This is a genomic window from Albibacterium bauzanense, from assembly GCF_004339765.1.
GTDB lineage: Bacteria > Bacteroidota > Bacteroidia > Sphingobacteriales > Sphingobacteriaceae > Albibacterium > Albibacterium bauzanense.
Genome location: NZ_SMGO01000001.1, coordinates 662,304 through 685,456 on the forward strand (window position 1 = coordinate 662,304; position 23,153 = coordinate 685,456).

Genomic DNA, 23,153 nt, shown 5'->3' on the forward strand with positions numbered 1-23,153 from the left:
TCTTTATTATTTATTTTGATTATTATTCATCTGCCGGATTACTTCTAATGCCGGATAATTCAATAAAAGCTGCAACTGTGTTTTTACTGCTTCAGCAAAACCAGAAACTTTGCTTAAATCTGTATTCCAAAGCTTCTGGTTTTTCAATATTCTATCTACCAATTCATTTAGATCATATTCTTTCCATAAAGAATTTAAAGACGACTCATCTTCAACATCTTTCATAAAAAGTAAATATGCGGCAAATCCTAAAGCCATGTATTGAGGTGCAACCTGTCGTTTGCGCGAATAGTTCTCTATTAAAGCGACTGTACGCATCTGCAATTTTGAAGTATAATTAAAACAAATGCTCTTCCAAGAATGATCCAGAAATGGATTGCTAAACCTATCAACCACATGTCCGGCAAAGTCATTAGCTTCTGCCACAGAAATCTCTTCTCCCGTAATAGCTGGAATAATTTCTTCCTGTAATAGATGTTGCAGATAAAGAACGAAATCTTCATTTCTCATGGCCTCTTTTACAGTTGAGAAACCACATAACAGGGCTAATCCGCATGAAAATGTATGACTACCATTCAGCAAACGCAGTTTAAGCTCTTTCAACTTTCCAATATCAGGCACAATAACCACCCCTTTATCAATACTGGCAAATGAAAGTACTCTTTTCACTTCATCACTATTAGACTCTATAGCCCAAAGCCGGAATGGTTCAACCAATATTGCTAAATCATCCATGTATCCTAATTGTAACTCTTCCTGTTTCTGGTCCTCTTTAGACAATTTTCCAGGCACAATGCGGTCAACAAGCGTATTGCAGATATGATTAGCTTGTTTAATCCAGTTAATAAAGTCTTCACCGAGATTATGGATCCGTGATAGCTCGATTATAATTTCTTTCAATTTTGACCCGTTATCACTGATCAATTCTGTAGGTAGTATAACCAGGCCTTTACTTTCATCACCCCTAAAATGCAGGAAGCGCTTGTATAGTAATGCCGTTAGCTTAGCAGGAAACGAGTGTGGAGGCTTTGCTTTTAAATCATCTTTTGTATCTAAAACAATACCTACTTCAGTGGTGTTCGATATAACAAGCTCTAACTCATCTTTCATAGCAACATCGATTATCTCTTCCCAATCTTCATTGGCGGCAAGCACCCTGCTAATGGAAGAAATTATCTTCGACTTCTGAACCTCGTTACCATTCTCTATTCCCTTAATATACAGTGTATAAAGACTATCTTGATCTTCAAACTCGCTTATTCCTCCTTTAACGGTGGACTTTACAACAACGACACGTCCATTAAACACGCCCTGTTGATTAGCTTTATCAATAAAGTAATCAGGCAAGCCTCGAAGTAAAACACCTGTACCAAACTGTAAAACCTTTTCAGGTAATTGATCCCAGCCTTGAACCGGGCTTGTTAACTCTTTTGATAGTTTATTTTCTTTCAAAAGAGTTTTATTCAGTTTAGCCATTTACTAATTATTAGAAGTAGCAAATGAGTCAAACGCTGCATTTACCTGATCATCAGAAAGATTACTACCAGAATTAATGAGTACTTTATATTTAAATACTACTGATTCTCCAGCTTTCAGTTTATAATCCAATGTCTCTGCGCCTTTGCTAAACTCTTTTTGTCCTAATGGGTTGGCAGCAAATAATCCATAACCACGAGCATGCCAATAGGTCGGATAACCTACATTTCCTGGATTATCAAGAATAACCAACGAAACTGGCTCATCGCCTATTTTTCCATTTAAATTAACCCACTTGCCACGGGTAGCCCAAACGCTATCACCTTCAATTCCTTCACTGCTACGATACAGGCCAGTTACTCCCTCATTATTCATTTGCGCAACATCAGTAGCTATTCCATTTGCATCAGTAAATTTCTCAGGTTTATCAGAAGGATGTTCCAGTTCACGAGCTAAACGAATGCCTAATAGACCTTCTTTATTATCCATAAAAGAAACATCTTCATCTAAGGCAGTCAGCTTTGTGATTAATTCAATAGCACGTTCATCACCTTCTTCAGTAAAGATATATTTGGTTTCATCCTTTAAAAGACTAGTACCATCTGGTTTCTGCCAATCCATGGTTACTTCTAACACGGCTTTATCATTATCTGCAGTCATATTATTAACCGAAACATGCTTAATGGTGCCAAAATCACCCTTTTTCTCGTCAGGTATGGCTGTTGAGTTATTCCAAAAATCCAAGCCATTAACATTACCATAATTAAACCACATACCAACATGATGAGGGTGGTCTACACGTTCTCCCGGACGAGGATCCATAGGCCAACCCCTTGTAACTAATGTGCCTTTTGATGTCCGCAATGGATATAATACAGGCTTCATCAATTCGTCCGGATAGATATATGAAGTAAATGGCTCACCATCTACCGTAATATCTATACGTTTATCGGCTTCATTCTCTACTATATTAAAACGTGTTGTCTCATTAGATGGCTGTGAAGAACATGCCATAAACAACATCAATCCCCCTAAGATTAAGGGTTTGTATAGTTTATAATTTTTGATCATTTTCTTTGCTTAAAAAATCTATGTATCTTATGTATCAATTAACTAGTAACAACTTCTTGTTTGGCATCATCAAATGTTACTCTTTTACCAGTTTCCATTGCTGTTCTTGCCATAATATTCGCTACTGAATGGTTATAGCCTGCTTGTACCGAAGCATTCGGCGTTTTTCTACTACGAACACATTCCATCCAATTACGCATATGAAGAGAAGTCATTGGGTCGCCACCAGTATTTGCAGATGTCTCCATTTTTGCAGCACTTGCTAATGTAAAAGGAGTTAATAAATTAGCTTTCATTCCCATTTCTGCTGCCGATCTTTCTGTCAATCCACCTTCTGATGTCACTTGATTTGTATCCAAATTCAGCATGCCGCCATTTGAGTAATACAATTCCTTAACATCTCCTGCTGAATTTGTAAAACGAGAAGAATAAAGAACCTGGAACCCTTTGCTCATATCATTTGCCGGTCCGTAATCCATTACTGCTGTTGCTGTATCAGGATTCTGACGTCCATCTTTCCAAGTATAAATACCTCCATTTGCAACCACACTTCTTGGATGATTTAAACCTGAAAACCAATGTACCGTATCAATTTGATGAGCCATCCATTGTCCCCAAATACCAGAAGAATAAGGCCAGAATAAACGAAACTCTAAATATTTACGTGGATCCCAGGCAACTTTTGGTCTATTCATGAGAAAGCGATCCCAATCTGTGTCTTCCTGGCGAATTTCACTTACCAATTTCGGTAAACGCCAACGGCCCGGCTGATTTACATTCCAGGTCATTTCCACCATATTAATATCACCAAACTTGCCAGATCTGATATATTCATTGGCAGCTATATAATTAGGTGCACTCCTACGTTGAGAACCTACTTGCAATATCTTTCCTGTTTCCTGAACAGCCTTCAAAAGAATTTTAGCATCTTCTAATGTTTCGGCCATTGGTTTCTCTACATATACATCTTTGCCATTACGAACAGCTTCTGCTGCCATTAAAGCATGTTGAAAATCTGCTGTACTAATAATTACGGCATCAATTCCTTTTGCAGCATGCAGCTCGTCGTTATTACGATATTTCTTAATTGTATTGCCCGTTTTTTCTTTTATATATGCTTCTGCCTCATCACGACGACGATTCCAGATATCAGAAACAGCTACAAATTCAAAATTAAGCTCTTTTGCATGGTTCATAAATGAAGGAACCAAAGAGCCTCTAAAACGGTTAGAAAAACCTACAATACCTACCTGGACGCGATCATTAGCTCCCATAATACGGCTGTAGCTTTTAGCATTAACCCCCATTGTTGATAAACCAAGTACACCTACACCTAGTGAAGCCTTCTTGATAAAATCTCTTCTTGAATTTTCTAAATTGTTTTTTTCCATAATAAGTAATTATTTAATAATCATCTTTTATAAATACAGAGTTTATATAAAAGTATTGGTTAGGACAGAGTAACTATGTCATAATTAACGAGTTTACTACTTAATTACGAAAAAAACGACTTTATTAGTATAAAAAACTACGCAATCGATACCGGTAACGTTTCCATCTGAAAATAACAATTGGACTAACTAATCATTTTATTATCTTTGGTTATATAACAAATAAACCGTGTTCAAACCAATTACACTCAAAGACATTGCAACTGCACTGGATCTTTCGCCATCTACAGTATCTAGAGCATTAAGCGATAGCTATGAAATTAATACAGAAACAAAAAAAAGAGTTCTTGATTATGCCGAAGAGCATAACTATAAAAAGAACCCAATTGCTTTAAGTTTAAGAAAACGTAGAAGCTATTCTGTAGGAATCATTGTCTGCGAGGTAGCCAATAATTTCTTTTCACAAGTAATTGATGGGATTGAATCTATAGCATACAGTAAAGGCTATCATGTAATAATCTCTCAAAGTCATGACTCTTATGAAAGAGAGGTTGTTAATATACAACATTTAGCGAACCGATCTGTCGATGGCCTGCTTGTATCTATGTCGGCAGAAACCAAGGATTTTTCGCATATCTTAAAACTTCATAAACAAGGACTGCCTATTGTATTCTTTGACCGGGTTATATCTGCCTTTGATACCCATACGGTGACATCAAATAACAAAAAGGGAACAAAAGATGCAATGCAAGCTCTCATCGATAAAGGCTTTAAAAGAATTGCTCATTTAGCAAATGCTCCGCACTTATCCATTACAAAAGAAAGATTAGAGGGGTATCAGGAAGCTTTGCGTGTTAACAATATGGAAGCTAAAGATTCTATGGTTAGATACTGTCACCATGGTGGCCGACTGCAACAGGAAGTAGAAGATGCCATAAAATACTTTATCAGTATGGATGAGAAACCAGATGCGATTTTTGTGGCTAGTGATCGTCTAAGTATTGGCTGCTTAACCGCGCTTAAAAAGCTTTCACCACATCAAACACATCCGGCGGTAACCGGATTCTCAAATTCGGATATATTAGATCTGCTTCAACCTGGTTTTTCATGTGTCCGTCAGCCGGCTTTCGAAATGGGCAGAGTAGCCATGAACATGCTTGTTCAATTAATAGAAAGTAAATATCCGGTAACTGAATTTGAATCTATCGTTTTAGATACCGAATTAATAAAACAGAAATAAAGCCTGGGGATTATATTACTTAAAAGAGCCTTTTAAATACCGCACCCACGCATAAAACTTCCTCTTTTTTAAATAATCAAAATCTTGTTCATTCATATAAGCTTCCCTTTCAAAGGATATATTTCTATATGCCTTGTCCATATTTTTATATTGAATTAGACGTCCTATATACTCGATTACATAAAACAGATAAAAAGGAAGAATAAGCATTTCAACTTGCTGCCTTAAATGTATCCGTTCATGATTCATTATAATCTCTCCTACTTTTCCCTTTGCGAGAACAAAAGGAAAGATAGCCATGGCTGTGACTTTCTTAGGAAGGAAATTGATTTTTACGATTTTCATTATTCTTGTCTTTTTATAATGCAATTATCATACTAGCATTAGTAATTGGCAATAATTAGCTGTATATTTGCATTCTACGCATTAGATGCGCTCATTCATTCTTCTCCTTACCGATCATTAAAATATTAAAATAAAACAATAATCCTAAAACAAAATATGGCTAAATCACAAGAAACATTTAACAAAAAAGAAAAAGAAAAAAAGAGATTAAAGAAGAAACAAGATAAAGAACAAAAGAGAGAAGAACGCAAAAGCACTTCATCAAAAGGCAAGAGTCTTGAAGAAATGTATGCTTATGTGGATGAGAATGGCGATCTAACCTTCACCCCACCCGATCCGAAGAAAAGAATAGTCATCAAGCAAGAAGACATTGAAATCGGTGTTTCTAAACAAGAAGCTCCTGATCCGGCTGACCTGATCAGAAAAGGGATCATTACCTTTTTCAACGAATCTAAAGGTTACGGCTTTATCAAAGATCAAGAGTCGCAAGAAAGCATCTTTGTACACGTAAACAGTTTTGAAGAAGAACTTGGAGAAAACGATAAAGTTACTTTTGAAACCGAGAAAGGTCAAAAAGGACTAAATGCTGTTCGCGTTAAAAAGCAGAAATAATCCGACAAATATCTGTCGTCCATTATAAAGTATAATTCCTAAGATATATACTGATAGTAATATCTTAGGAATACTTAATGCAATTAAAGAATCTACTTCTTTACATAAAAAGGAATATTAGCCGTTGCTACTTTATTCTGCCCATCCGTAGCATATACAAACAAGCGGTATGCTCCTTCCTTATCAGGACTTCTTAAAGTAATCATTCCATTACCATTATTGGCAGTAAAAGTATTCGCAATCGAACTTGGCCTTGCTTCATAATCACCTCCTTCTCCCACTTCGGTTGGTTCTGGCAATAACTCATAACGATAATTTAATGTAGTATTCTTATCGGGGTCATTAACAGATGCAAACACTTTGTAACTGCCACCTGGCTTCAAATAGATATTGTCAGAAGCTTTCTTTCCATCCAATTGAAATGAATAAATATGTGGGGCCCTGTTAGCAGGCCACTTTCCGGACCATAGATATTCCATAGCATCCATCACTTCTGACTCTTCTCCTTTTTCAGTAAAAAGCCCATACCAGGTAGGGGTTCTTTCTTGCTTTTGCCCCCATAAAAACACATAGGAACCTAAACACTGATTCTTATCTCTCTCAATAGAATATTCATAACGCCTCTTATAGACCGATGCTTTCTCACTGCTCGTTTCTTCTATCGGCATCTTCCATTCTGTTTGTAAACTCTCCCAATGCCCTGTCGGCCCCCATTCAGTAACCATATAAGCACCTTTCCAGCCTACATTCTGAACTTTTTGTGGCAAAGAAGCCAGATCTCCGTAAATATTAATACCAAGAAAATCCATATCCGGACTTACTTGTTTGATATAATCGACTTCCTTTTGATTAATACCTGCTAAAATTGTGCCTGCAGGGTGGTTTGGATCAACCTCATGAATCATCTTAACGATATCATTTACAGCATCCCATACTTTTGGATTCGTATATTGAAGGTTCAACTCATTGCCTATTCCCCAAGCCAATAAAGCCGGATGGTCCTTATACTTTATTACTTCCGCTTTTATACGATCAAACTGTTTCCTTACAGCTGCTGTATCATTATAATCGAAATTATGTCTTTCTGCAGTAACGGAAAGGCCCATTAAAACCGTTAATCCGTGTTTGGCAGCCGAATCAAGCACACGCTGTCCATTGTTCGAACCCCAGGTTCGTATGGAATTACCACCATAGCTAGCCAACCTATCCAGATAACCTGTTCCGCCTGCACCTTTCACAAAATAAGGTTCTCCACCTCTAATAAATTGATATGTATTGCCTACCTTCCGTATCTCAACCTTGATAGGTTTTGACACAGCTTGAGCTTGAGAAAACTCTACACTCACCAATAAGAAACACAGAACAGCAACAGATAAACAAAAAACTCTTTTCATACAAAAACCTATATTAATCTACTAATATAGGTTTTTCTTAAAGCACTAATTATTTTTATATTATTCAATTTTAACGGCTACTCTATATTTTAAAATTAAATCTCCACCAAAGAAATTACCAAGTATCAAAAAAGCATTTGTTAATACTTTTATAATTAACATTACTACACTATCGGGCTCCAATAAAGGATAGTTCTTATATTGAATATATGCTAATATTGTATAAACAGTTATTACAATTGTATTAATCCCTCCATGTAAAAGCGCTTTATTCATGGCATCTGGCTTATTCTCGAAAATGGCAATTAAGTCAAAAGCACCAAACACAATGGCCACCCATCCTAAAATCACACCTGCACTCATTAAATAGAAAGATGCATTCAGAAATGACAAATCATGATTAAAATAATTAATCGCTGAAAATACAAGTTCCATGGGAAGTAATGCAGTAGGAAAATGGATTAGCATAACATGAATAGGATGTCCAAACACTTTCATCTTTCAGTTATTAAGCAAATACAAACAAAAGTAAAGTTACAAAACCACCCAAAGCAATGAGGGCATGTATAAAGGTAATATTAAGCGGACTAGCTTTCTTCTTAAGATCGAGCGCAAACATATACAGTCCGCCAATAGCAGCTAAAACAAAAAGGACAATACTCACTTTAGGGAAGTTATCCGGATTTTGGACTGCATAAATCACCAATAGTAAAAGTGCTATAACAGCAAAAATACCATGTGAGTAAATTACAGAGCGCGGAGCATCTTTTTTTGTAAGCCATTTAATCAAAATACCCAAGCCTAATGCGGCAGTTAGTGCAAATAATGCGATCGATGTATATATCATTTCTTTATTTATTTAGTTACAAATAAATAGAGTCTATGAATTCGATAAAGGTTACAAACAAATTACATAATTCTAAGTTATTCAATTGGAAATTAAGATGAGAACAAAAGCCGAATCAACGAACAAACTGTCTTCAACATTAAGATATATCCCTGATACTATTGAGGGATATACCAGGAAATTAAAAGGAAAAACAGCTATATATTATTTTAAAGGCTCTCAAGTTAAAGACCCAAACCTTATAAAACGTTTTAATTCACTTGTAATTCCGCCTGCATGGAAAGATGTTTGGATTAGCCCCGCAGAAAACGGTCATCTTCAAGCAACCGGCATTGATATTAAAGGAAGGAAACAATACATCTACCATTCTGAATGGCAGCAAATGCAGCATGAGAATAAATTTGCCAGAATTGTTGAATTTGGAAGAGCGCTGCCTTGTATTCGAAAAAACATACAAAAAGATATTCGGAAAAGAAAACTTACCAAAGAGAAAATAGTTGCAATTGCACTTCAATTAATGGAAGAAACATTGATCAGAGCTGGAAACAGTTACTACCGCGAACAGAATAACAGCTACGGATTAACTACTCTCAAAAATAAACATGTTCAGATTCATGGTTCAGTAATTTTTTTTAATTTTAGAGGAAAAAAAGGCGTATTGCATAAAATTAAAGTTAGCGACCGTTCCCTTGCTAAACAGCTAAAGAATGTCAAAGAGATACGCGGACAATCTTTATTTCAATATTTGGATAAAGATGGCTCCATTTGCATACTCGACTCAGGAGATCTCAACGAATATATTCAATACTGTACTAAACAAGATTTTACTTCTAAAGATTTCAGGACCTGGTATGGAACAGTTTGGGCATTTCGCAAGCTATGCGAATTAGGTTCTTTTGAAAATCAAACCCAATACAAAAAAAATATCATTGAAATGTATGACTTCGTAGCGTCCAAGCTCGGGAATACCCGAAGTGTTTGCAAAAAATACTACGTTTCTGATAAATTAATAAAGGCTTATAAAGATCAAACCATCGTTCCTTTTTTTAAAAAAGCATTACATAAAGGAGGTAGGCTGTCTGATATGGAAAAAGCTGAAAAACAATTACTACAATTACTCGATATCACGACTCAGAACAATTAATATTTAACCTTGTTTATAAAGAATCCTAAACTCAAAACCTATGCTTAACACATCAACTGATAAAGAAACAAAAGTTAAGAAGAAAAGCTTCTTCGAAAAATTTGCCAATAAGATAACAAATTGGACAGGTAGCTCTACAGCTTTTACATGCGCGGCTTTCATCGTAATTGCATGGGCTTTTAGTGGTCCGATATTCGATTATTCTGAAACCTGGCAGCTTGTAATTAACACTGGTACAACAATTATCACTTTCTTAATGGTTTTCTTGATCCAGAAATCACAGAACAAAGATTCTAAGGCGATTCAATTAAAGTTGAATGAACTAATTGCTGCCAATCGATATACAAGCAACCGAATGGTAGATATTGAGGATCTTACAGAAGAGGAATTAGATAGTCTGCATAAATTTTATGGCCAATTAGCTGTATTAGCAAAAAGTGAGGGAAACATCCACAAATCTCACTCTATTGATGCAGCTAAAGTTTTATGGGAAACCAAAAAGAAATTCAGAGACACTTCTAAAATCCAAGAAAGTAAAACACCCGAGAAACCTAATCAAACTATTGATCCTACCCGACCTATTGACTAATATTAATTGAGGTAAATACAGCTTTATAAATTCCACCAGTAAGTCCATTTTACAACCAATTGTCTGTTTTTAACAGAGAAGGATGAAGTAGGATCGTAATTATCTGCATAAACGATATAGAAGTCGGAAGCAGGTTTATAGCGCCATTGCAATCGGGTGTTGATATTCATATTTTTAAGCTGTTCATTATATTGAACGAAAGCTGTAAAATAAAGCGTATTAGAGAAAGTTACGTCAGCACGAGGACCTACAAGCCAGAAAGAGTTATGTCCCCAGGGTTGTGGCAATTTTAGGTCATTATAAGAACTGGCAATCGCAAGACTAACATAGGGCTGAAAACGGTATCCTAATTGAGAGGTGAAACTATAGCGTGTACCTTCAGCATAATAGCCTCCATATGAGCCACCTAGCTGATAAGTTAATACACTTTGTGGTTTAGATACGTAATCTAAACTCGCCGTATTCCATTGATGTTCAGTTCCGGTAGCTAATAATCCCTTTCCAATATTGGTGGGATCAAATGGTTTTAGCAATTTAACATAACTATTGTTGAATGCAGCAGTAATGCTACTTTGATCGCGCAGGGTAACCATATAAGACAGAATACTTTCATTATCCGTGCGGTTCATTGATCCATCAAAATAATAGGTCGAAGACAGTTGTACTGTGTGGCTTAATATGTTTCCTGATTGTGGGAAAAAGTTACGTGATACTTTCGGATTAATCTTAACATAATCATTTCGAGGCACGTAACCTACTTCGGCAAGGTAATTTTTACCCACATACTCTTCTTGAAGGTAGAATGTCCAATTCTTACTGAGGTATTGCAAATGAGCTGCTTGCACAACGTTATCTTGCGTTTGATCCGGAGTAAAAGATTTCAAGACCATCGCCTTACCCGACCATAGGTTATTGGAAGAAGCCAGGTTATATTCTAATCCTACATTACGATTAAAATCAGGAGATGTACTATTCTTTGATAATGAACCGGTAGACTGTCTGTTAACAAACATAAATGCAATATTAGAGCGAGAAAACACTCGCCGCTGAAGTGTAATTGCACCGTAATTCTGAGCTGGAAGTGAAGCTTCATCTACGTCACCAGTCTGCACATCCATAACTCCTATACGCCAATCTTTATTCAACTTTCCTGAAAGTCTGGCACCATAGCGAATGGGTGCGTTTAACCCAATACGGCGAGAAAAGAAAGGTCGAATACTTGAATAACCAAAATTTGCAAACAGGTCGCCATTTTCCAGGAAAAACTGACGTTTTTCAGCAAAGAACAGCTCAAATCTATTTAGGTTAATTACTTGTTTATCTACTTCAACCTGTGAGAAGTCCGGATTAACGGTTAAGTCCAGATTCAGAGAAGAATTAAGTGCTACTTTAACATCTCCACCAATATCTTTTCGATAATCTATTGGGGTTCCATTTACATGATCTTTCGAAACACCGCCTAATACATAAGGAATAATAGAAATATTTCTCCCAGCAGAAGGCGGAACTTCATCCCAAACTATTATACCTGTGTAAGCAAGCGAAGCGGATGGAAATTGACGTGGAACGGGTGCCCAACTGGATTTCTCACCACTTTTTATATCGAAACGACTGAAATTGATCCCCCACTCCTTGATTCCTTCTTTGTAACGAATACTTTTAAAAGGGATTGCAGCTTCAAAAACCCAACGATCGGGATAGTTGGTTACGACCGAAGTCCATTTATTATCCCAGCTTAAATCTACTTTTGAGCCTTCATACATACTTCCATCCCACTGTGCGCCTGCAGCATTAGAACCGAATGAAAAACCATCCGTGCGGCCATCAAAAGGGTCCATAAATAATAAGAAGTTGTCGTTCTTGTTGAAAGAAAAATCTCGTTTAAGCGATTCGACTACATAGGCCCCAGGATTGGTATCATAACAGATTGCAATAAGATAGATATTTTTATTATCATAGGTCATCCGTACTTCTGTGAGTACATTGGCGAAGCTTGTATCCATGGGTACCATCATATAGAAGTCTTTAGCAGACTCTGCTTGCAGCCAAGATTCCTCATCCATCACACCATCGATTACGAGTGGTGAAGTAGCTTTTTTAATATGATAACGATAGGATTCATTCTTTTTCTGGGCAAAGACAAATAGGCTTGAGAAAATAAATAAAAGTACGAGTAAATTTTTCTTCATATTCAACGGCAGTAAAGGTTTATGGTTAATTGTGGGGCCAAATATAGAATAAAAGAAATCTTAATAGCTTATTAAACAAAAAATACCAGGTAAGGAGTTTAAGATCCTCCTTACCTGGTATTAATTAGACAGATTTTCTATCTGTTTGATAGATTAGCCGTTAAGAACCTTTCCCATTAATGGATCAGTTTTTCTAATCTCGCCAGTCTCTATCCTTCCAGCAAAATGTTGAGTAAAGCTTTCAAAACCATCAACTTGTAGTATAAAATCATACCATCCATGGCTTTTAGCAGTATCAATGTCTACTTCAATGATTTGACCATTCAGTACCTCTCTAGTAATTTTAGGCAAACCATAACTTTTATCCTGAATTGTTACTCTTAACTTTTTATCGGTTTCATTATTAGCAATTTTCAACACTAATTTGTCTTCAACGGCTTTTGTTAAGCTAAGGGCAGTCCGATAACCATCGCTAATCTGCAAAGCAGGATCATTTGAGTTTCCTTCAAAAGAACGGAAAAATCCATTAGGACCATAAACTAAAAGTGCATAAGAATTATTCTCAAAGTTATTCAATAACCAATTTTCTGTTAACTCATCTCCTGCTTTAACGGCATAAGCCCATGATTTACCCCGTTCTAAGCTATCGTTTGAATTGGTTCCCTTATAATTTGTGCTTGCATAAGCCAGGTAGGGAACACCTGCCGATTTTTTACCAAAAGGATTACCTGCTTTAAATTTAATAGCAAAAGACTTTTTGTCATCACTTAAACCGCCACTTGCATGCATTTGATAAGGAAGTGCACAAGAATCTCTTATACCTGTTTCCTGACCTGGCATAAGCTCTTCAGGAACTACATTTCCCTGATTAACGGTATTGATTTCAGCTGTGTTCAAGAGTCTATATCCACTCGGCAACTCTTTGAATTTAGCATTGTAAATACTCTGGATAAATTTTTCCTTATCTACCGGTTGAGGATATTGTATTTCTTCACCGTTATAGGGGCTAAAAGCGGAAGTTAAATCGCCGCAAACTGTACGTCTCCATTCACTGATATTGGTTTCTTTAATCTCCTTCCCTGTTTTATTACTTAAAAAGCTTTCCAGAAACTGAATAATGGAAGTATGATCTAATACTTCTGAATTAACTTTTCCTCCTCTACTCCATGGTGATGCAATAAGCAAAGGTACTCTGAAGCCTAAACCAATGGAACTTGCTCTGGCATCCTTTTCAGAAACTTTCTTTATATTTAACTCTTCATTCAGATCAACAAACTCAGCTTCCATAGAGATTCCTTCAGAAACCTTTCCAGGTAAACCTTCTCCATTTGGTGAAGGAGGCACGAAAGGAGGAATGTGATCAAAATAGCCATCATTCTCATCATAAGTTACAATAAAAATGGTCTTTTTCCAAAAATCAGGATTCTTGGTTAAGATATTCATTACCTCAGAAACACACCAGGCACCATACCATGGTGAACCTGGATGATCGGAAAAATGTTGAGGAGGTACCAACCATGAAACCGTAGGTAAAGTATTGTTATCTACATCGTGTCTGAATTGATAAAGCACATCTCCGGCAGGTACTTTCATAGTTCGGGAAACACCATTGTCATCGTAAATGCTATCAACAACTTGACGATATGGTGGGTGATTTTTATTGGTTGTAAAGGCCTTAGCATGGATACTCTTTTCTATTTCAGGCAGTTTACTGAAGTTCTCGGGAGTCCATTTTTGCAAGCTTTCCTGATAATTTTTTAAGATGTTCTGCTTCTCTTTCTTTTCCGGAGTTTCGCTATTAATAGCAGCTATTTCCTTTTCTAATAAACTAGCCTTTCTCTTTAGCTCTTCCAAGTAAGTTTCCGAATACCAAACATGAAACTGTTCAAACCATTCTATGGGATTATTAGTGAAATTAGCTAACCATGGTTCTTCCTCATCTGTAAATCCTGTATCCAAACTCAACTCATTCTGATAAATTCTCCAGGATATATCATTCATTTCCAGCAGTTCAGGGAATGTACGCCAGTCTACATTTTTCCGATAGGTTACATCGGAATTTCTAACATTCCCGACTGCATTCTGCTTCTTAGAATCGCGCACAGTACCACTCCATAGATATAACCTGTTAGGAGTCGTACCTGTTAAAGAAGAACAAAAATGCTGATCGCCGACCGTAAAGGTATCTGCCATAGCATAATAAAAAGGGATGTCTTCACGGTTGTAGTAGCCCATGGTTAAAGGCATATGCACATATTCCTTATTTCCTGCTCGCTTTGCTTCTAACCAGTTATTCATTTTTCCCTTATTATGGGCATCTACCATATCTGACCAAGAATGTGGTAAACCGCCCATCCAGGTAGAACGAGTGTCTTTTATATTCAACCTAAAGGGTGCATAAGTTTGTCCTTTTTTATCAGACTGTAACCATACCTTATTTCCATTGGGCTGCTTAATTGCACGAGGGTCATTGAAACCTCTAACACCTTGAAGGCTGCCAAAGCAATGATCAAAAGAGCGATTTTCTTGCATTAATATAACTACATGTTCGGCATCATAAAAGGTACTACCTAACTCTGGATTAATCGCAATTGCTTTTTTCAATGCATCAGGTAATGCATTCCATACACCGGATGAACCTGCTATTAGCGCAGCTTGCTTAATAAAATCACGTCTTGTATTCATGTTCTTAATTATTATTTATTTAAGCCACCATGTTTTCTGGTGAATATTATCATTTCCTTCACCAAACTGGGTACGGATAGCTTCTGAAACATTTTCTGCATTGTAATTATATTCCGATTGTGGGTACATCCAACGATATGGAACATTTACACCTGCAGGTCTTCGAAAAGATGGATAACCTGTCCGTAAATGATCGTAGAATGCAGACCACCCGTTCTGTAAAAAGGATCTAATATATTTTTGCATAATGATACGTTCAATTTTATCTTCCAAGGTAGTCGCTTTCGAAAAATCCACTAATGGATTAGATAAGTATTCAGTAACTTTATCAGCATTCACATAATTACCTAAACCTTTCGCATAGGTTTCATAAAACTTAAAGGAAGCTTTCACTCCTGCATCATAGTATTGTTTTGCATCCCCTGAAATCCAACCTCTTGCAGATGCTTCGGCTAAGATCAATTGCTGCTCTGAATAACCAATTAAAACAAATGGTTCATTTGTTGGATCTTGATGATAGCGTTCTAATACCTTCGATGTTTTACCTGCTGCTGCTTTTAAATTTACTTCGGCATACGATGCGGCTGGATCACCTCCATCATAGGAACTAAAATCATCAATTTCTTTCCCTGCCTCTTGAGCGAGCCTTGTTTGAGTGAAAAACACAAATAGTCTTGGATCTTCGCGTTCTTGTAAACGATTGATAAATGTTTCATCAATATACATACCTGACCCATAACCACTCGAGTTAAACTCTGGATAGCGGTTACCTTCCTGATTTAAGAATACTAATTGCCCGTCATCTATTCCATCGGCTCCCAACAATGGCCCATTTTGAACGATTTGTGCAAAAGCAGCCTTAATATTTAAATCAGCATCGGCTTCCTTATGAGATAATGTTATTAACACTTTAAGACGAAAAGCATTAATAAGCTTTCTCCATTTATAGCTATCGCCTTTATAAATGATATCGCCGGCAATTGACTCATTTTGATCTTTTAACAATTCATCTGCTTCTGCCAGGTCTGCTAAAATTCCCATAAAAACTTGCTTTTGACTATCGTATATTGGAGGCACATAGCCATCTGTCGATTCACCTTTTAATGCAGCTGAATATGGGATATCTCCAAATGTAAGCGTAAGGTTATAAAAATAATAAGCTTTAAAAAACTTTGCTAAAGCAATATAGCTATTATCATTTATCCGTTCCGCTTCTTCAGCCATTTTCGTAACATCACGCATGTTATAATAGGGGTCAAAGCTTCCACGATTCCATTGATAGTATTGATTACTATTTTCACCATCTGTTTGAACCAGCATTTTTATAGCGTAAAGTGGCCCGGTACCCTGAAAAGATCGAAAAGCATCCCACTGAACCTTAGTGAGCTGTAACTGAGGATGCGTTTCTGTTGGACGATTTGGATCTATATTTATATCTTCTAAACGCTCACAGGACGTTAAACAGAAGAGCATTACTATAGCACTGTATATTATTCTTTTCATGTTTTTATAATTTTCTATAAAATCTATTTGTTAATAATCCTTTGACTTTTAAGATATTAGAACTTTAAATTCACTGAGAAGCCCAAATATCTTGCAGATGGGTCTTGTAAATCAGTATCATTACCATAGTCAGGATCTACATAAGGGATTTTCTTCCACATCAAAAGATTGTATCCAAATAGGGATACATTAACACTTTTTGCATTACCAATTTTCATGATATTGGTTAAATCATAGCCAACTGAAAGTCGGCGAAGTTTGACATATGTTCTGTCGTATACGTTTGCAAACTTTTCACTTTCCTCTTCAGTAACTTGTGCCTGATAGGGGTAAATCTGGCTCCAGGTTTGCCAGTTAACAGCAGTAGTACTAGGTGTATAGGTACGTGTATCAGACAAAATATTACCATCTACATCTCTGGTAATTTCGCCACCTGTTATAACTACGCCTTGGGGTACATAAACCGGATGGCCGGCAGCATATTCCTGATCTCTATATTCAACTGATTCAGGGTGCTTACCTCCCCACCACATTTTTTCAATCGTTACAGATCGCATTAAACCTCCCCACGCTCCGTCTAAATCAAGATTAACTGTGAAATTTTTTACTTTAAATGTGTTTTGGAGACCAAATCTCCACTCCGGTTCTGTATTTCCAAGATAAGTCGGATACGGGTCTCTGATTGGTAAACCACTATTCGGATTCAGGATTAGATCTCCTGCAGCACTTTTTTGCCAAACAGTAGCATAATAGCTATCTACCCGGTCGCCTACTTTCAGGTTTCCGAATTTCTCTTGATTGTCGTATATTTCATTGATCTTCTTTGCATAACTCGTCCAGTTTAAACCAATATCCCAAGAAAAACGATCTCCTATAATAGGTTTTGCACCTGCCATAAGTTCAAAGCCATTGGTAGCATAAACATTCCCGTTTACTTTGCGGCTGGCAAAACCAGAAGCTTGAGAAATACTTAAATCAATGATCTGATTTTCATCAATGATATTATAGTACGTTAAATCAAGAGACAAACGATTATTAGCGAATGAAGTAGCTAAACCGATTTCATACGAAGTAGATTTCTCGGGCTGGATATAAGGGTTAATAATTCCTGACGGATATCCAACAGATGGTGTAGAACCATAAGTCACTTCTTTATTATAGGTAGAATAAATACTATAAGGTTCTAAATCACTTGAAACCTGTGCCCATGATGAATATAGCTTTACAAAATCAATGGCTTTAGGCATGCTTATGTAATCAGAAAGAATGGTACTGATAGACGCACCAGGATAAAAATAGGAATTCCCGCCACTAGGTAAAGTTGAAGACCAGTCGTTCCGGGCAGAGAAGTTTAAGAATACTGAATTAAATAAATCTAAGTTAGCAGTACCATACACGCTTCGTACAGATTTTTCCTGAAAATAATTTGTTGCCTGCACCGGGCCTTGTGTATTATTTAAGCTGTAAACGTATGGAACGATTAGACCATCGCTGGATTCATAATCTTCTCTAACCGTACGATCAAATGTAGAAGCTCCGGCGTTTAATGTTAAGTCAACTTTAGAAGATAAACGTTGATTAAATGAAGCTAAGAAGTCTAAGTCGATATTAGCCTGTGCTTTATTCCATAATTTATAATCGCCGTTCCTGGAGTCGCCATAATTCATATATGATTTAGGGCTTTGCATATCTTCAAAGGTTTTATTTTCACGAAGTGAAGCACGGCCCTGAAGATTCAAGTTAGGTAATACACGCCAATTCAATGTTGTACGACCTGTTATTACATCTCGATTTAACTTTTGTTCAAGTTCATAAGCAGCGAAATAAGGATTATTGTACCAAGCATAATTATAATTAGCTTGTCTGTATCCTTCTTGTCCAGGCACATACATGTGTTCTTTTAACTCCTTACCATTCACATCATCTCCCATCCAGATCAAAATGGTATACATATGATTCTTAGGGCCATAACCATAACGTGGATAATTAGGAGACGTAACCTTATTGTATGACAGAGCTGCATCTAACTGCAGATTATCTCTTAAATAAAAAGAAGAATTGAAATTAAGTCCGCCGGTAGTTAAGGATGTATTAGGTACTTGCCCTTTTTGATGGGCATATTTTCCGGAAGCATAAAAACTTGCCTTTTCACCTTTAAATGCTATCGATAATGAATTATCTGTAACGAGGCCGGTTCCTAAGAAATCATTCAAATTATCATGTCTGATCCAATCTGTAGGTACACGCTCATAACGAGATTTATCATCGTACATCGTTCCCGATACATCTCCCCACCATGGTATTATTTCACCTGTTTGCTTATCCTTAATCGGACTATTCCATTGGGGAACTTTAACACCCGTTCCAAATTTCGGTCCCCATATCATATCTCCATCCGAGATACCACCATCTGCCCCATCCCAAAATTCATATTGACCATTAGAACCATTACCATATTCTGTTTGGGTTTCAGGAAAAACAGTAAAACCGGCAGTAGCCATGTTATTCGTGTTAATATTGATTTCCAGTTTATCGCTTTTAGCACTTTTACTTGTAATTAGAATCGCTCCATTCTTTCCTCTCGCTCCATAAAGTGCCGAAGCTGCTGTTCCTTTAAGAACATTTATATTCTCAATATCTTCGCTGGAAATATCATAAAAATCAGTCTCAATAGGAATACCATCCAATACGATCAATGGATTTTTACCCCGTAAAGAGAAAGAAGGTTTTTGGAAAATACCAGTAGGATTGGTTACTGTTAGACCAGCTACTTGTCCGGTCAGCGCGCTACCAAGATTCATTGTTTTTGCTTCTGCTAATACTTCAGCTTTTACTTCTTGAGTAGCATATCCAATCTTACGTTTCTGTTGACGGATACCGATAGCCGTTACAACCACCTCTTCTAATGAAGATGCGTCTTCATTCAATATAACATCAATTATATTTCTTCCATCTATAGCAATTTCTTGTCTGCTATACCCTATCATACTAAACACCAATGTTGAGTTAGCAGGAGAAGATAAATTATATTTACCATTTATATCAGTAGAAGTTCCTTGGTTAGTACCCTTTAGCTGAACCGTTACACCCGGCATATTATTACCTAAAGAATCGCGTACAGTACCTGTTACATTTTGTTGTATAGAGATATTACCGAAATTATTGGATATACTCGCTTTTGCTAAACTAGCATTGGCATAGGCGGTAAAAAAGGAAGTCAATAGGACAGTTAATAGTATAACCGACAACCCATACTTAGTCGGATTAGTTATTTTATTCATATCTATTATATAAAATTTTAGCGTTTTATTGTTTGACTGAAAAGTGCTAGAATGCCTTTCCTTAGGACCGTTTTCTTTATTAAGATTTAAACGGGTATTAATGATCGTAGACTTTAAATTTTCATTTTTCTCCTTTCTGTTTCTTTACCTTTAAGTAACAGAAAGGAGGAAAATCTACTTTGATTTACAATGAAGTTTGGGTTAACTTATTGCTAGTTCCATTCGTAAGCGACGTACTGCTTCTGCTATATTATTGGCTACAGTTTGCTCAGCTAAATTAAGCCTTACTGCTATTTCTTTAATACTCAGATTTTCACGCCGAAGAAGGAAGGAACGTTTCATGTTTTTAGGTAAATTATCTATGGCAAGAACAAGCTCATTTTCCACTTCCTGGATTGAGAAAGACTCATCTATGCTGTCTATAATAAATCCTGTTTCATCCATCACAAATCCATGAACACGTTGTTTAATGTTTTCAGATCTAAAATAATTGAATACCTGCATTTTTACAGCACCCAATAGATAGTTTTGCAAACTGGTTTTTATGGCTAATTGAGTTCTCTTTTGCCAAATACTAACCAACACTTCCTGAACAATATCTTTTGCTATATCTTTTTCAGCAATTCTATTAAATGCTGCTTTATAAAGTAGTGTCCAATAACGATCATACAAAATATCAAAAGCGATAGACTCTCCATTTTGCAAACAAATCAACAATCTTTCTTCTGTCATATTAAGAAGCTATAGGATTTTCTGTTATTGCATTCTATTGATCTATGATTTTTCTATTAAACCAGCAGTTTGTAGCATGAAATTATGTAAATCTGTATTTTTCACAAAATGTTTAAGGTCTTCACTTCCGGGACCAAACATTGCTAATTCAACAAAATCACTAGAGTGATTGGTAGAACCGAATGAAATGCCAGTATAATTAGATTGAATTTCAGCAAACGTTTTAAATGGCAGATTATTAGGATTATATAAACCTTCACTATCTAATTGATTATAGTGCTTTAAAATTTCCTTTGCCTCTTCATCTTTTATAGCAATACCTTGAGCCGATTCAATGTAATCTATTACTTGTTTCGAGCTAAAATTTCTATTGATACTATTCAGTACCTTATCATTCGTTTGTTTAAAATGCTGGATTTTATCGAATTTATCATTGCTAGAAAAGAGGCCTGGATTGGCATTTCCATGATCGGTTGTTATAATAACAAGTGTCTCACCGTCTTCTTCTGCAAAAGATATTACTTCTGATAGTGCTTCGTCAAATGCTATTTGCTCGTGTAATAAAGCACTAGCGTCGTTGGCGTGGGCAGCCCAATCAACACTTCCTCCTTCTACCTGCAAAACGAAACCATTTTTATTCTGCTTTAAGCGGTTTATTGCCTGCTTAGTCATTTCTGATAGAGAAGGTATTTCAGCCTTCAGTCTATTATCAAATTGAATATCAAGAACATAAGGCAATCCGTCTTCATGAAATACACCTAACAAGGGTTTAGTTGTAGAACTTTGAAGCAGATCATTTCTATTCTGAACTACGTGATAGCCTTTTTGAGAGAATTGGCCAAAAACATCGGCTTTATCTTTTCTTTTATCTGCACTAAAAAACTCGGTTCCGCCACCTAAAAGGACATCAAAATCTAAGTTTAAATATTCGACTGCTATTTCAGACTGATCGCCTCTGCTTGCAATATTTACGCAAAATCCTGCAGGCGTTGCATGTGTTATTGGAACTGAGGTAACACAGCCTACAGCCTTACCTGCTGATTTGAATTTCTGAAGAATTGGCTTATTGAAGGATCCATCTGGGTTTACATTCAGAGCACCATTGTTTACTCGCTTACCACCTCCCCATGCAGAGCTGGCAGCTGCAGAATCAGTTACCAGGGCATTAGCAGAAGCGGTATCCATTAAAGCACGAGTCGCTTTTCCTTCATCATAAAGTGATAACCATTTACTTCTACGACCTTCTTTTCTTTGCAGAAGTAAGTCGGCCATAGTAAGTGTGCCAATGCTCATTCCATCACTCACCATAAATATTATATTCTTTGCTGAACCAGCATTATTAGCTAAAATGCTACGGCGTTTTTCTGAAGCCAATAAATCGAATGGGGAAAGCATAGTTGCTCCGGCAACCGCAAGCGATGCTTGTTTAAAAAAGGATCTTCTTTTCATTTATGAATAATCTATATTAATATGAATAAGCAAATATTGTCTATTCGTATTAGTACAGTGTTAAATTCATATTATCTGAATAAGAAGATTATGATATTGAGATCTAATCTTCTTCTAAAATTTCAGCTACTCTGCCAATCTGGCCATCTTCTAATCGAACTTTAATACCGCGTGAATGATAGGCTGATGAAGTTAGAATGTCTTTAACGATACCCTCTGTTAAATTACCAGATCGTTGATCCTTTTTCAAGATAATTGCTACCAATAAACCTGGAAAAATATCTTTTCTGTTTTGTCCACCCATATTCTGTTTGTATATAAACATCAAAAGTAGTGAAGATTTTGGGTATTTATGTCCTCATGTGTATAAGTTTAAGTACAATCTCAGATTTGTATTATAAATAAATATTAACCTGATTATAAGGAACTTACAAAACAAAATGTTTTTTTGGCTTGACAGTTGCAAAGCAGTTTATGTTTTAAACATTAAAAAAACAGAACACAAATTTAGAAACTATGAAAAAGTTAATCTTATCTGCAGTAGCAGTATTATTTACAGTTGGAGCTTTTGCTCAAACACAAGGAATAGGATATGGTATCAAGGCTGGTGTGAATCTACCAACTTACCATTTCAGTGATGGTAATAATGCAGACGATACTGAAGCTTCTACCAATTTCCATATAACTGGTTTCATGGATGCCCCTATAACATCTATGTTCTCTATCCAACCAGGAGTTTCTCTTCAAGGAAAAGGAGCAAAATTAATGGATAATGATTTAGGAACCTTGACACAAAATACGATGTGGATTGAAATTCCAGTAAATGCAGTAGTTAAATTTCCTGCAGGTGGTGGTAATTTCTTTTTAGGAGCCGGACCTTATGCAGCCTTTGGTATATCGGGTAAGAACTCATATAAAGGAGATTGGGGTTCAGCTGAACAAGATTTCGATTTTGGTAAGGATGGTACTCAAAAGGGAACTGAGTTTGGTGCAAACTTCCTTGCCGGATACCAATTATCGAGTGGTTTGACACTTGGTGCAGGTTATGGCTTGGGATTATCAGATATCGCTCCGGATGGTGTAGATTACAAACAAAACAACCGCGTACTTTCATTCTCGGTTGGATTTGCATTGTAAAAATACCTAAACCTTTAAATAAAAAAAGAGGGAAGATATCTTCCCTCTTTTTTTTATGCACTCTGATT

At 36.4% G+C, this 23,153-nt stretch carries 19 protein-coding genes; 5 read left to right on the forward strand and 14 right to left on the reverse strand.

The annotated features are described in order from the left end of the window. Positions 1-6 precede the first annotated feature (6 nt). From C8N28_RS03045 to C8N28_RS03055, 3 genes are read right to left on the reverse strand one after another with little or no spacing between them, the layout of a single operon-like run. On the reverse strand, positions 7-1,476 hold the full coding sequence (locus C8N28_RS03045) for a tagaturonate reductase (protein WP_132221403.1): 1,470 nt from the start codon (positions 1,474-1,476) through the stop codon (positions 7-9). Between the two features lie 3 nt (positions 1,477-1,479). Continuing rightward, complete coding sequence (locus tag C8N28_RS03050) at positions 1,480-2,547, reverse strand: DUF6807 domain-containing protein (protein WP_246012728.1); 1,068 nt, start codon at positions 2,545-2,547, stop codon at positions 1,480-1,482. Positions 2,548-2,585: 38 nt separating this feature from the next. Then, on the reverse strand, positions 2,586-3,938 hold the full coding sequence (locus tag C8N28_RS03055) for a Gfo/Idh/MocA family protein (protein ID WP_132221405.1): 1,353 nt from the start codon (positions 3,936-3,938) through the stop codon (positions 2,586-2,588). A 229-nt stretch (positions 3,939-4,167) separates the two neighbouring features. Between C8N28_RS03055 and C8N28_RS03060 the strand changes: the two genes are divergently transcribed. Then, positions 4,168-5,178 (forward strand): LacI family DNA-binding transcriptional regulator, encoded by a 1,011-nt coding sequence (locus C8N28_RS03060; protein ID WP_132221407.1) that lies wholly within the window; start codon positions 4,168-4,170, stop codon positions 5,176-5,178. Positions 5,179-5,193: 15 nt separating this feature from the next. On the opposite strand, the gene C8N28_RS03065 is transcribed toward C8N28_RS03060, so the two are convergent. After that, entirely contained in the window at positions 5,194-5,523 is a 330-nt protein-coding gene (locus C8N28_RS03065; protein WP_132221409.1) for a hypothetical protein, read from the reverse strand. A gap of 156 nt (positions 5,524-5,679) precedes the next feature. Here C8N28_RS03065 and C8N28_RS13935 point away from each other — a divergent pair, with 156 nt between their 5' ends. Further along, positions 5,680-6,135: a cold-shock protein gene (locus tag C8N28_RS13935; protein WP_132221411.1), complete on the forward strand. Its 456-nt coding sequence runs from the start codon at positions 5,680-5,682 to the stop codon at positions 6,133-6,135. Positions 6,136-6,227: 92 nt separating this feature from the next. Here the strand turns inward: C8N28_RS13935 and C8N28_RS03075 are convergent, their stop codons facing one another. Genes C8N28_RS03075 through C8N28_RS03085 form a run of 3 tightly spaced genes read right to left on the reverse strand, consistent with a single transcriptional unit; the run spans position 6,228 to position 8,376 of the window. Next, on the reverse strand, positions 6,228-7,529 hold the full coding sequence (locus C8N28_RS03075) for a glycoside hydrolase family 2 TIM barrel-domain containing protein (RefSeq protein WP_132221413.1): 1,302 nt from the start codon (positions 7,527-7,529) through the stop codon (positions 6,228-6,230). 60 nt (positions 7,530-7,589) lie between these two features. Next, complete coding sequence (locus C8N28_RS03080) at positions 7,590-8,027, reverse strand: DUF2231 domain-containing protein (protein ID WP_132221415.1); 438 nt, start codon at positions 8,025-8,027, stop codon at positions 7,590-7,592. 10 nt (positions 8,028-8,037) lie between these two features. Beyond that, positions 8,038-8,376 carry a hypothetical protein gene (locus C8N28_RS03085; RefSeq protein WP_132221417.1) on the reverse strand — a complete coding sequence of 113 codons (339 nt, stop codon included), beginning with the start codon at positions 8,374-8,376 and terminating at the stop codon, positions 8,038-8,040. Between the two features lie 97 nt (positions 8,377-8,473). On the opposite strand from C8N28_RS03085, the gene C8N28_RS03090 reads away from it, so the two are divergent. Both C8N28_RS03090 and C8N28_RS03095 read left to right on the forward strand, forming a co-directional pair. Beyond that, positions 8,474-9,520, forward strand: coding sequence for a DNA topoisomerase IB (locus C8N28_RS03090; protein ID WP_132221419.1), 1,047 nt, complete (start codon positions 8,474-8,476; stop codon positions 9,518-9,520). A 40-nt stretch (positions 9,521-9,560) separates the two neighbouring features. Further along, positions 9,561-10,109 (forward strand): low affinity iron permease family protein, encoded by a 549-nt coding sequence (locus C8N28_RS03095; protein WP_132221421.1) that lies wholly within the window; start codon positions 9,561-9,563, stop codon positions 10,107-10,109. 23 nt (positions 10,110-10,132) lie between these two features. Here C8N28_RS03095 and C8N28_RS03100 read toward each other — a convergent pair whose 3' ends face one another. The 7 genes from C8N28_RS03100 to C8N28_RS03130 form a co-directional block, all read right to left on the reverse strand. Then, complete coding sequence (locus C8N28_RS03100; protein ID WP_132221423.1) at positions 10,133-12,298, reverse strand: DUF5916 domain-containing protein; 2,166 nt, start codon at positions 12,296-12,298, stop codon at positions 10,133-10,135. A 153-nt stretch (positions 12,299-12,451) separates the two neighbouring features. Continuing rightward, on the reverse strand, positions 12,452-14,983 hold the full coding sequence (locus tag C8N28_RS03105; protein WP_132221425.1) for a phosphocholine-specific phospholipase C: 2,532 nt from the start codon (positions 14,981-14,983) through the stop codon (positions 12,452-12,454). A gap of 15 nt (positions 14,984-14,998) precedes the next feature. Beyond that, complete coding sequence (locus C8N28_RS03110) at positions 14,999-16,486, reverse strand: SusD/RagB family nutrient-binding outer membrane lipoprotein (RefSeq protein ID WP_132221427.1); 1,488 nt, start codon at positions 16,484-16,486, stop codon at positions 14,999-15,001. Between the two features lie 56 nt (positions 16,487-16,542). Beyond that, positions 16,543-19,767 carry a SusC/RagA family TonB-linked outer membrane protein gene (locus C8N28_RS03115; protein ID WP_132221429.1) on the reverse strand — a complete coding sequence of 1,075 codons (3,225 nt, stop codon included), beginning with the start codon at positions 19,765-19,767 and terminating at the stop codon, positions 16,543-16,545. Between the two features lie 201 nt (positions 19,768-19,968). Further along, the gene (locus C8N28_RS03120) at positions 19,969-20,499 is read right to left on the reverse strand and encodes an RNA polymerase sigma factor (protein WP_132221431.1); all 531 of its coding nucleotides are present in this window, start codon (positions 20,497-20,499) and stop codon (positions 19,969-19,971) included. A 42-nt stretch (positions 20,500-20,541) separates the two neighbouring features. Continuing rightward, positions 20,542-21,948 (reverse strand): alkaline phosphatase, encoded by a 1,407-nt coding sequence (locus C8N28_RS03125; RefSeq protein ID WP_132221433.1) that lies wholly within the window; start codon positions 21,946-21,948, stop codon positions 20,542-20,544. A 103-nt stretch (positions 21,949-22,051) separates the two neighbouring features. Continuing rightward, positions 22,052-22,252: a YwbE family protein gene (locus tag C8N28_RS03130; RefSeq protein WP_132222523.1), complete on the reverse strand. Its 201-nt coding sequence runs from the start codon at positions 22,250-22,252 to the stop codon at positions 22,052-22,054. A 212-nt stretch (positions 22,253-22,464) separates the two neighbouring features. Between C8N28_RS03130 and C8N28_RS03135 the strand changes: the two genes are divergently transcribed. Then, positions 22,465-23,085 carry a porin family protein gene (locus tag C8N28_RS03135; RefSeq protein WP_132221435.1) on the forward strand — a complete coding sequence of 207 codons (621 nt, stop codon included), beginning with the start codon at positions 22,465-22,467 and terminating at the stop codon, positions 23,083-23,085. Positions 23,086-23,153 lie beyond the last annotated feature (68 nt).

What these genes read in the sequence shown, in the direction of transcription:
- C8N28_RS03045 (WP_132221403.1), bottom strand. Translation starts at nt 1,476, where the DNA reads ATGGCTAAACTGAATAAAACTCTTTTGAAAGAAAATAAACTATCAAAA.
- C8N28_RS03050 (WP_246012728.1), bottom strand. Translation starts at nt 2,547, where the DNA reads ATGATCAAAAATTATAAACTATACAAACCCTTAATCTTAGGGGGATTG.
- C8N28_RS03055 (WP_132221405.1), bottom strand. Translation starts at nt 3,938, where the DNA reads ATGGAAAAAAACAATTTAGAAAATTCAAGAAGAGATTTTATCAAGAAG.
- C8N28_RS03065 (WP_132221409.1), bottom strand. Translation starts at nt 5,523, where the DNA reads ATGAAAATCGTAAAAATCAATTTCCTTCCTAAGAAAGTCACAGCCATG.
- C8N28_RS13935 (WP_132221411.1), top strand. Translation starts at nt 5,680, where the DNA reads ATGGCTAAATCACAAGAAACATTTAACAAAAAAGAAAAAGAAAAAAAG.
- C8N28_RS03075 (WP_132221413.1), bottom strand. Translation starts at nt 7,529, where the DNA reads ATGAAAAGAGTTTTTTGTTTATCTGTTGCTGTTCTGTGTTTCTTATTG.
- C8N28_RS03080 (WP_132221415.1), bottom strand. Translation starts at nt 8,027, where the DNA reads ATGAAAGTGTTTGGACATCCTATTCATGTTATGCTAATCCATTTTCCT.
- C8N28_RS03085 (WP_132221417.1), bottom strand. Translation starts at nt 8,376, where the DNA reads ATGATATATACATCGATCGCATTATTTGCACTAACTGCCGCATTAGGC.
- C8N28_RS03090 (WP_132221419.1), top strand. Translation starts at nt 8,474, where the DNA reads ATGAGAACAAAAGCCGAATCAACGAACAAACTGTCTTCAACATTAAGA.
- C8N28_RS03095 (WP_132221421.1), top strand. Translation starts at nt 9,561, where the DNA reads ATGCTTAACACATCAACTGATAAAGAAACAAAAGTTAAGAAGAAAAGC.
- C8N28_RS03100 (WP_132221423.1), bottom strand. Translation starts at nt 12,298, where the DNA reads ATGAAGAAAAATTTACTCGTACTTTTATTTATTTTCTCAAGCCTATTT.
- C8N28_RS03105 (WP_132221425.1), bottom strand. Translation starts at nt 14,983, where the DNA reads ATGAATACAAGACGTGATTTTATTAAGCAAGCTGCGCTAATAGCAGGT.
- C8N28_RS03110 (WP_132221427.1), bottom strand. Translation starts at nt 16,486, where the DNA reads ATGAAAAGAATAATATACAGTGCTATAGTAATGCTCTTCTGTTTAACG.
- C8N28_RS03115 (WP_132221429.1), bottom strand. Translation starts at nt 19,767, where the DNA reads ATGAATAAAATAACTAATCCGACTAAGTATGGGTTGTCGGTTATACTA.
- C8N28_RS03120 (WP_132221431.1), bottom strand. Translation starts at nt 20,499, where the DNA reads ATGACAGAAGAAAGATTGTTGATTTGTTTGCAAAATGGAGAGTCTATC.
- C8N28_RS03125 (WP_132221433.1), bottom strand. Translation starts at nt 21,948, where the DNA reads ATGAAAAGAAGATCCTTTTTTAAACAAGCATCGCTTGCGGTTGCCGGA.
- C8N28_RS03130 (WP_132222523.1), bottom strand. Translation starts at nt 22,252, where the DNA reads ATGGGTGGACAAAACAGAAAAGATATTTTTCCAGGTTTATTGGTAGCA.
- C8N28_RS03135 (WP_132221435.1), top strand. Translation starts at nt 22,465, where the DNA reads ATGAAAAAGTTAATCTTATCTGCAGTAGCAGTATTATTTACAGTTGGA.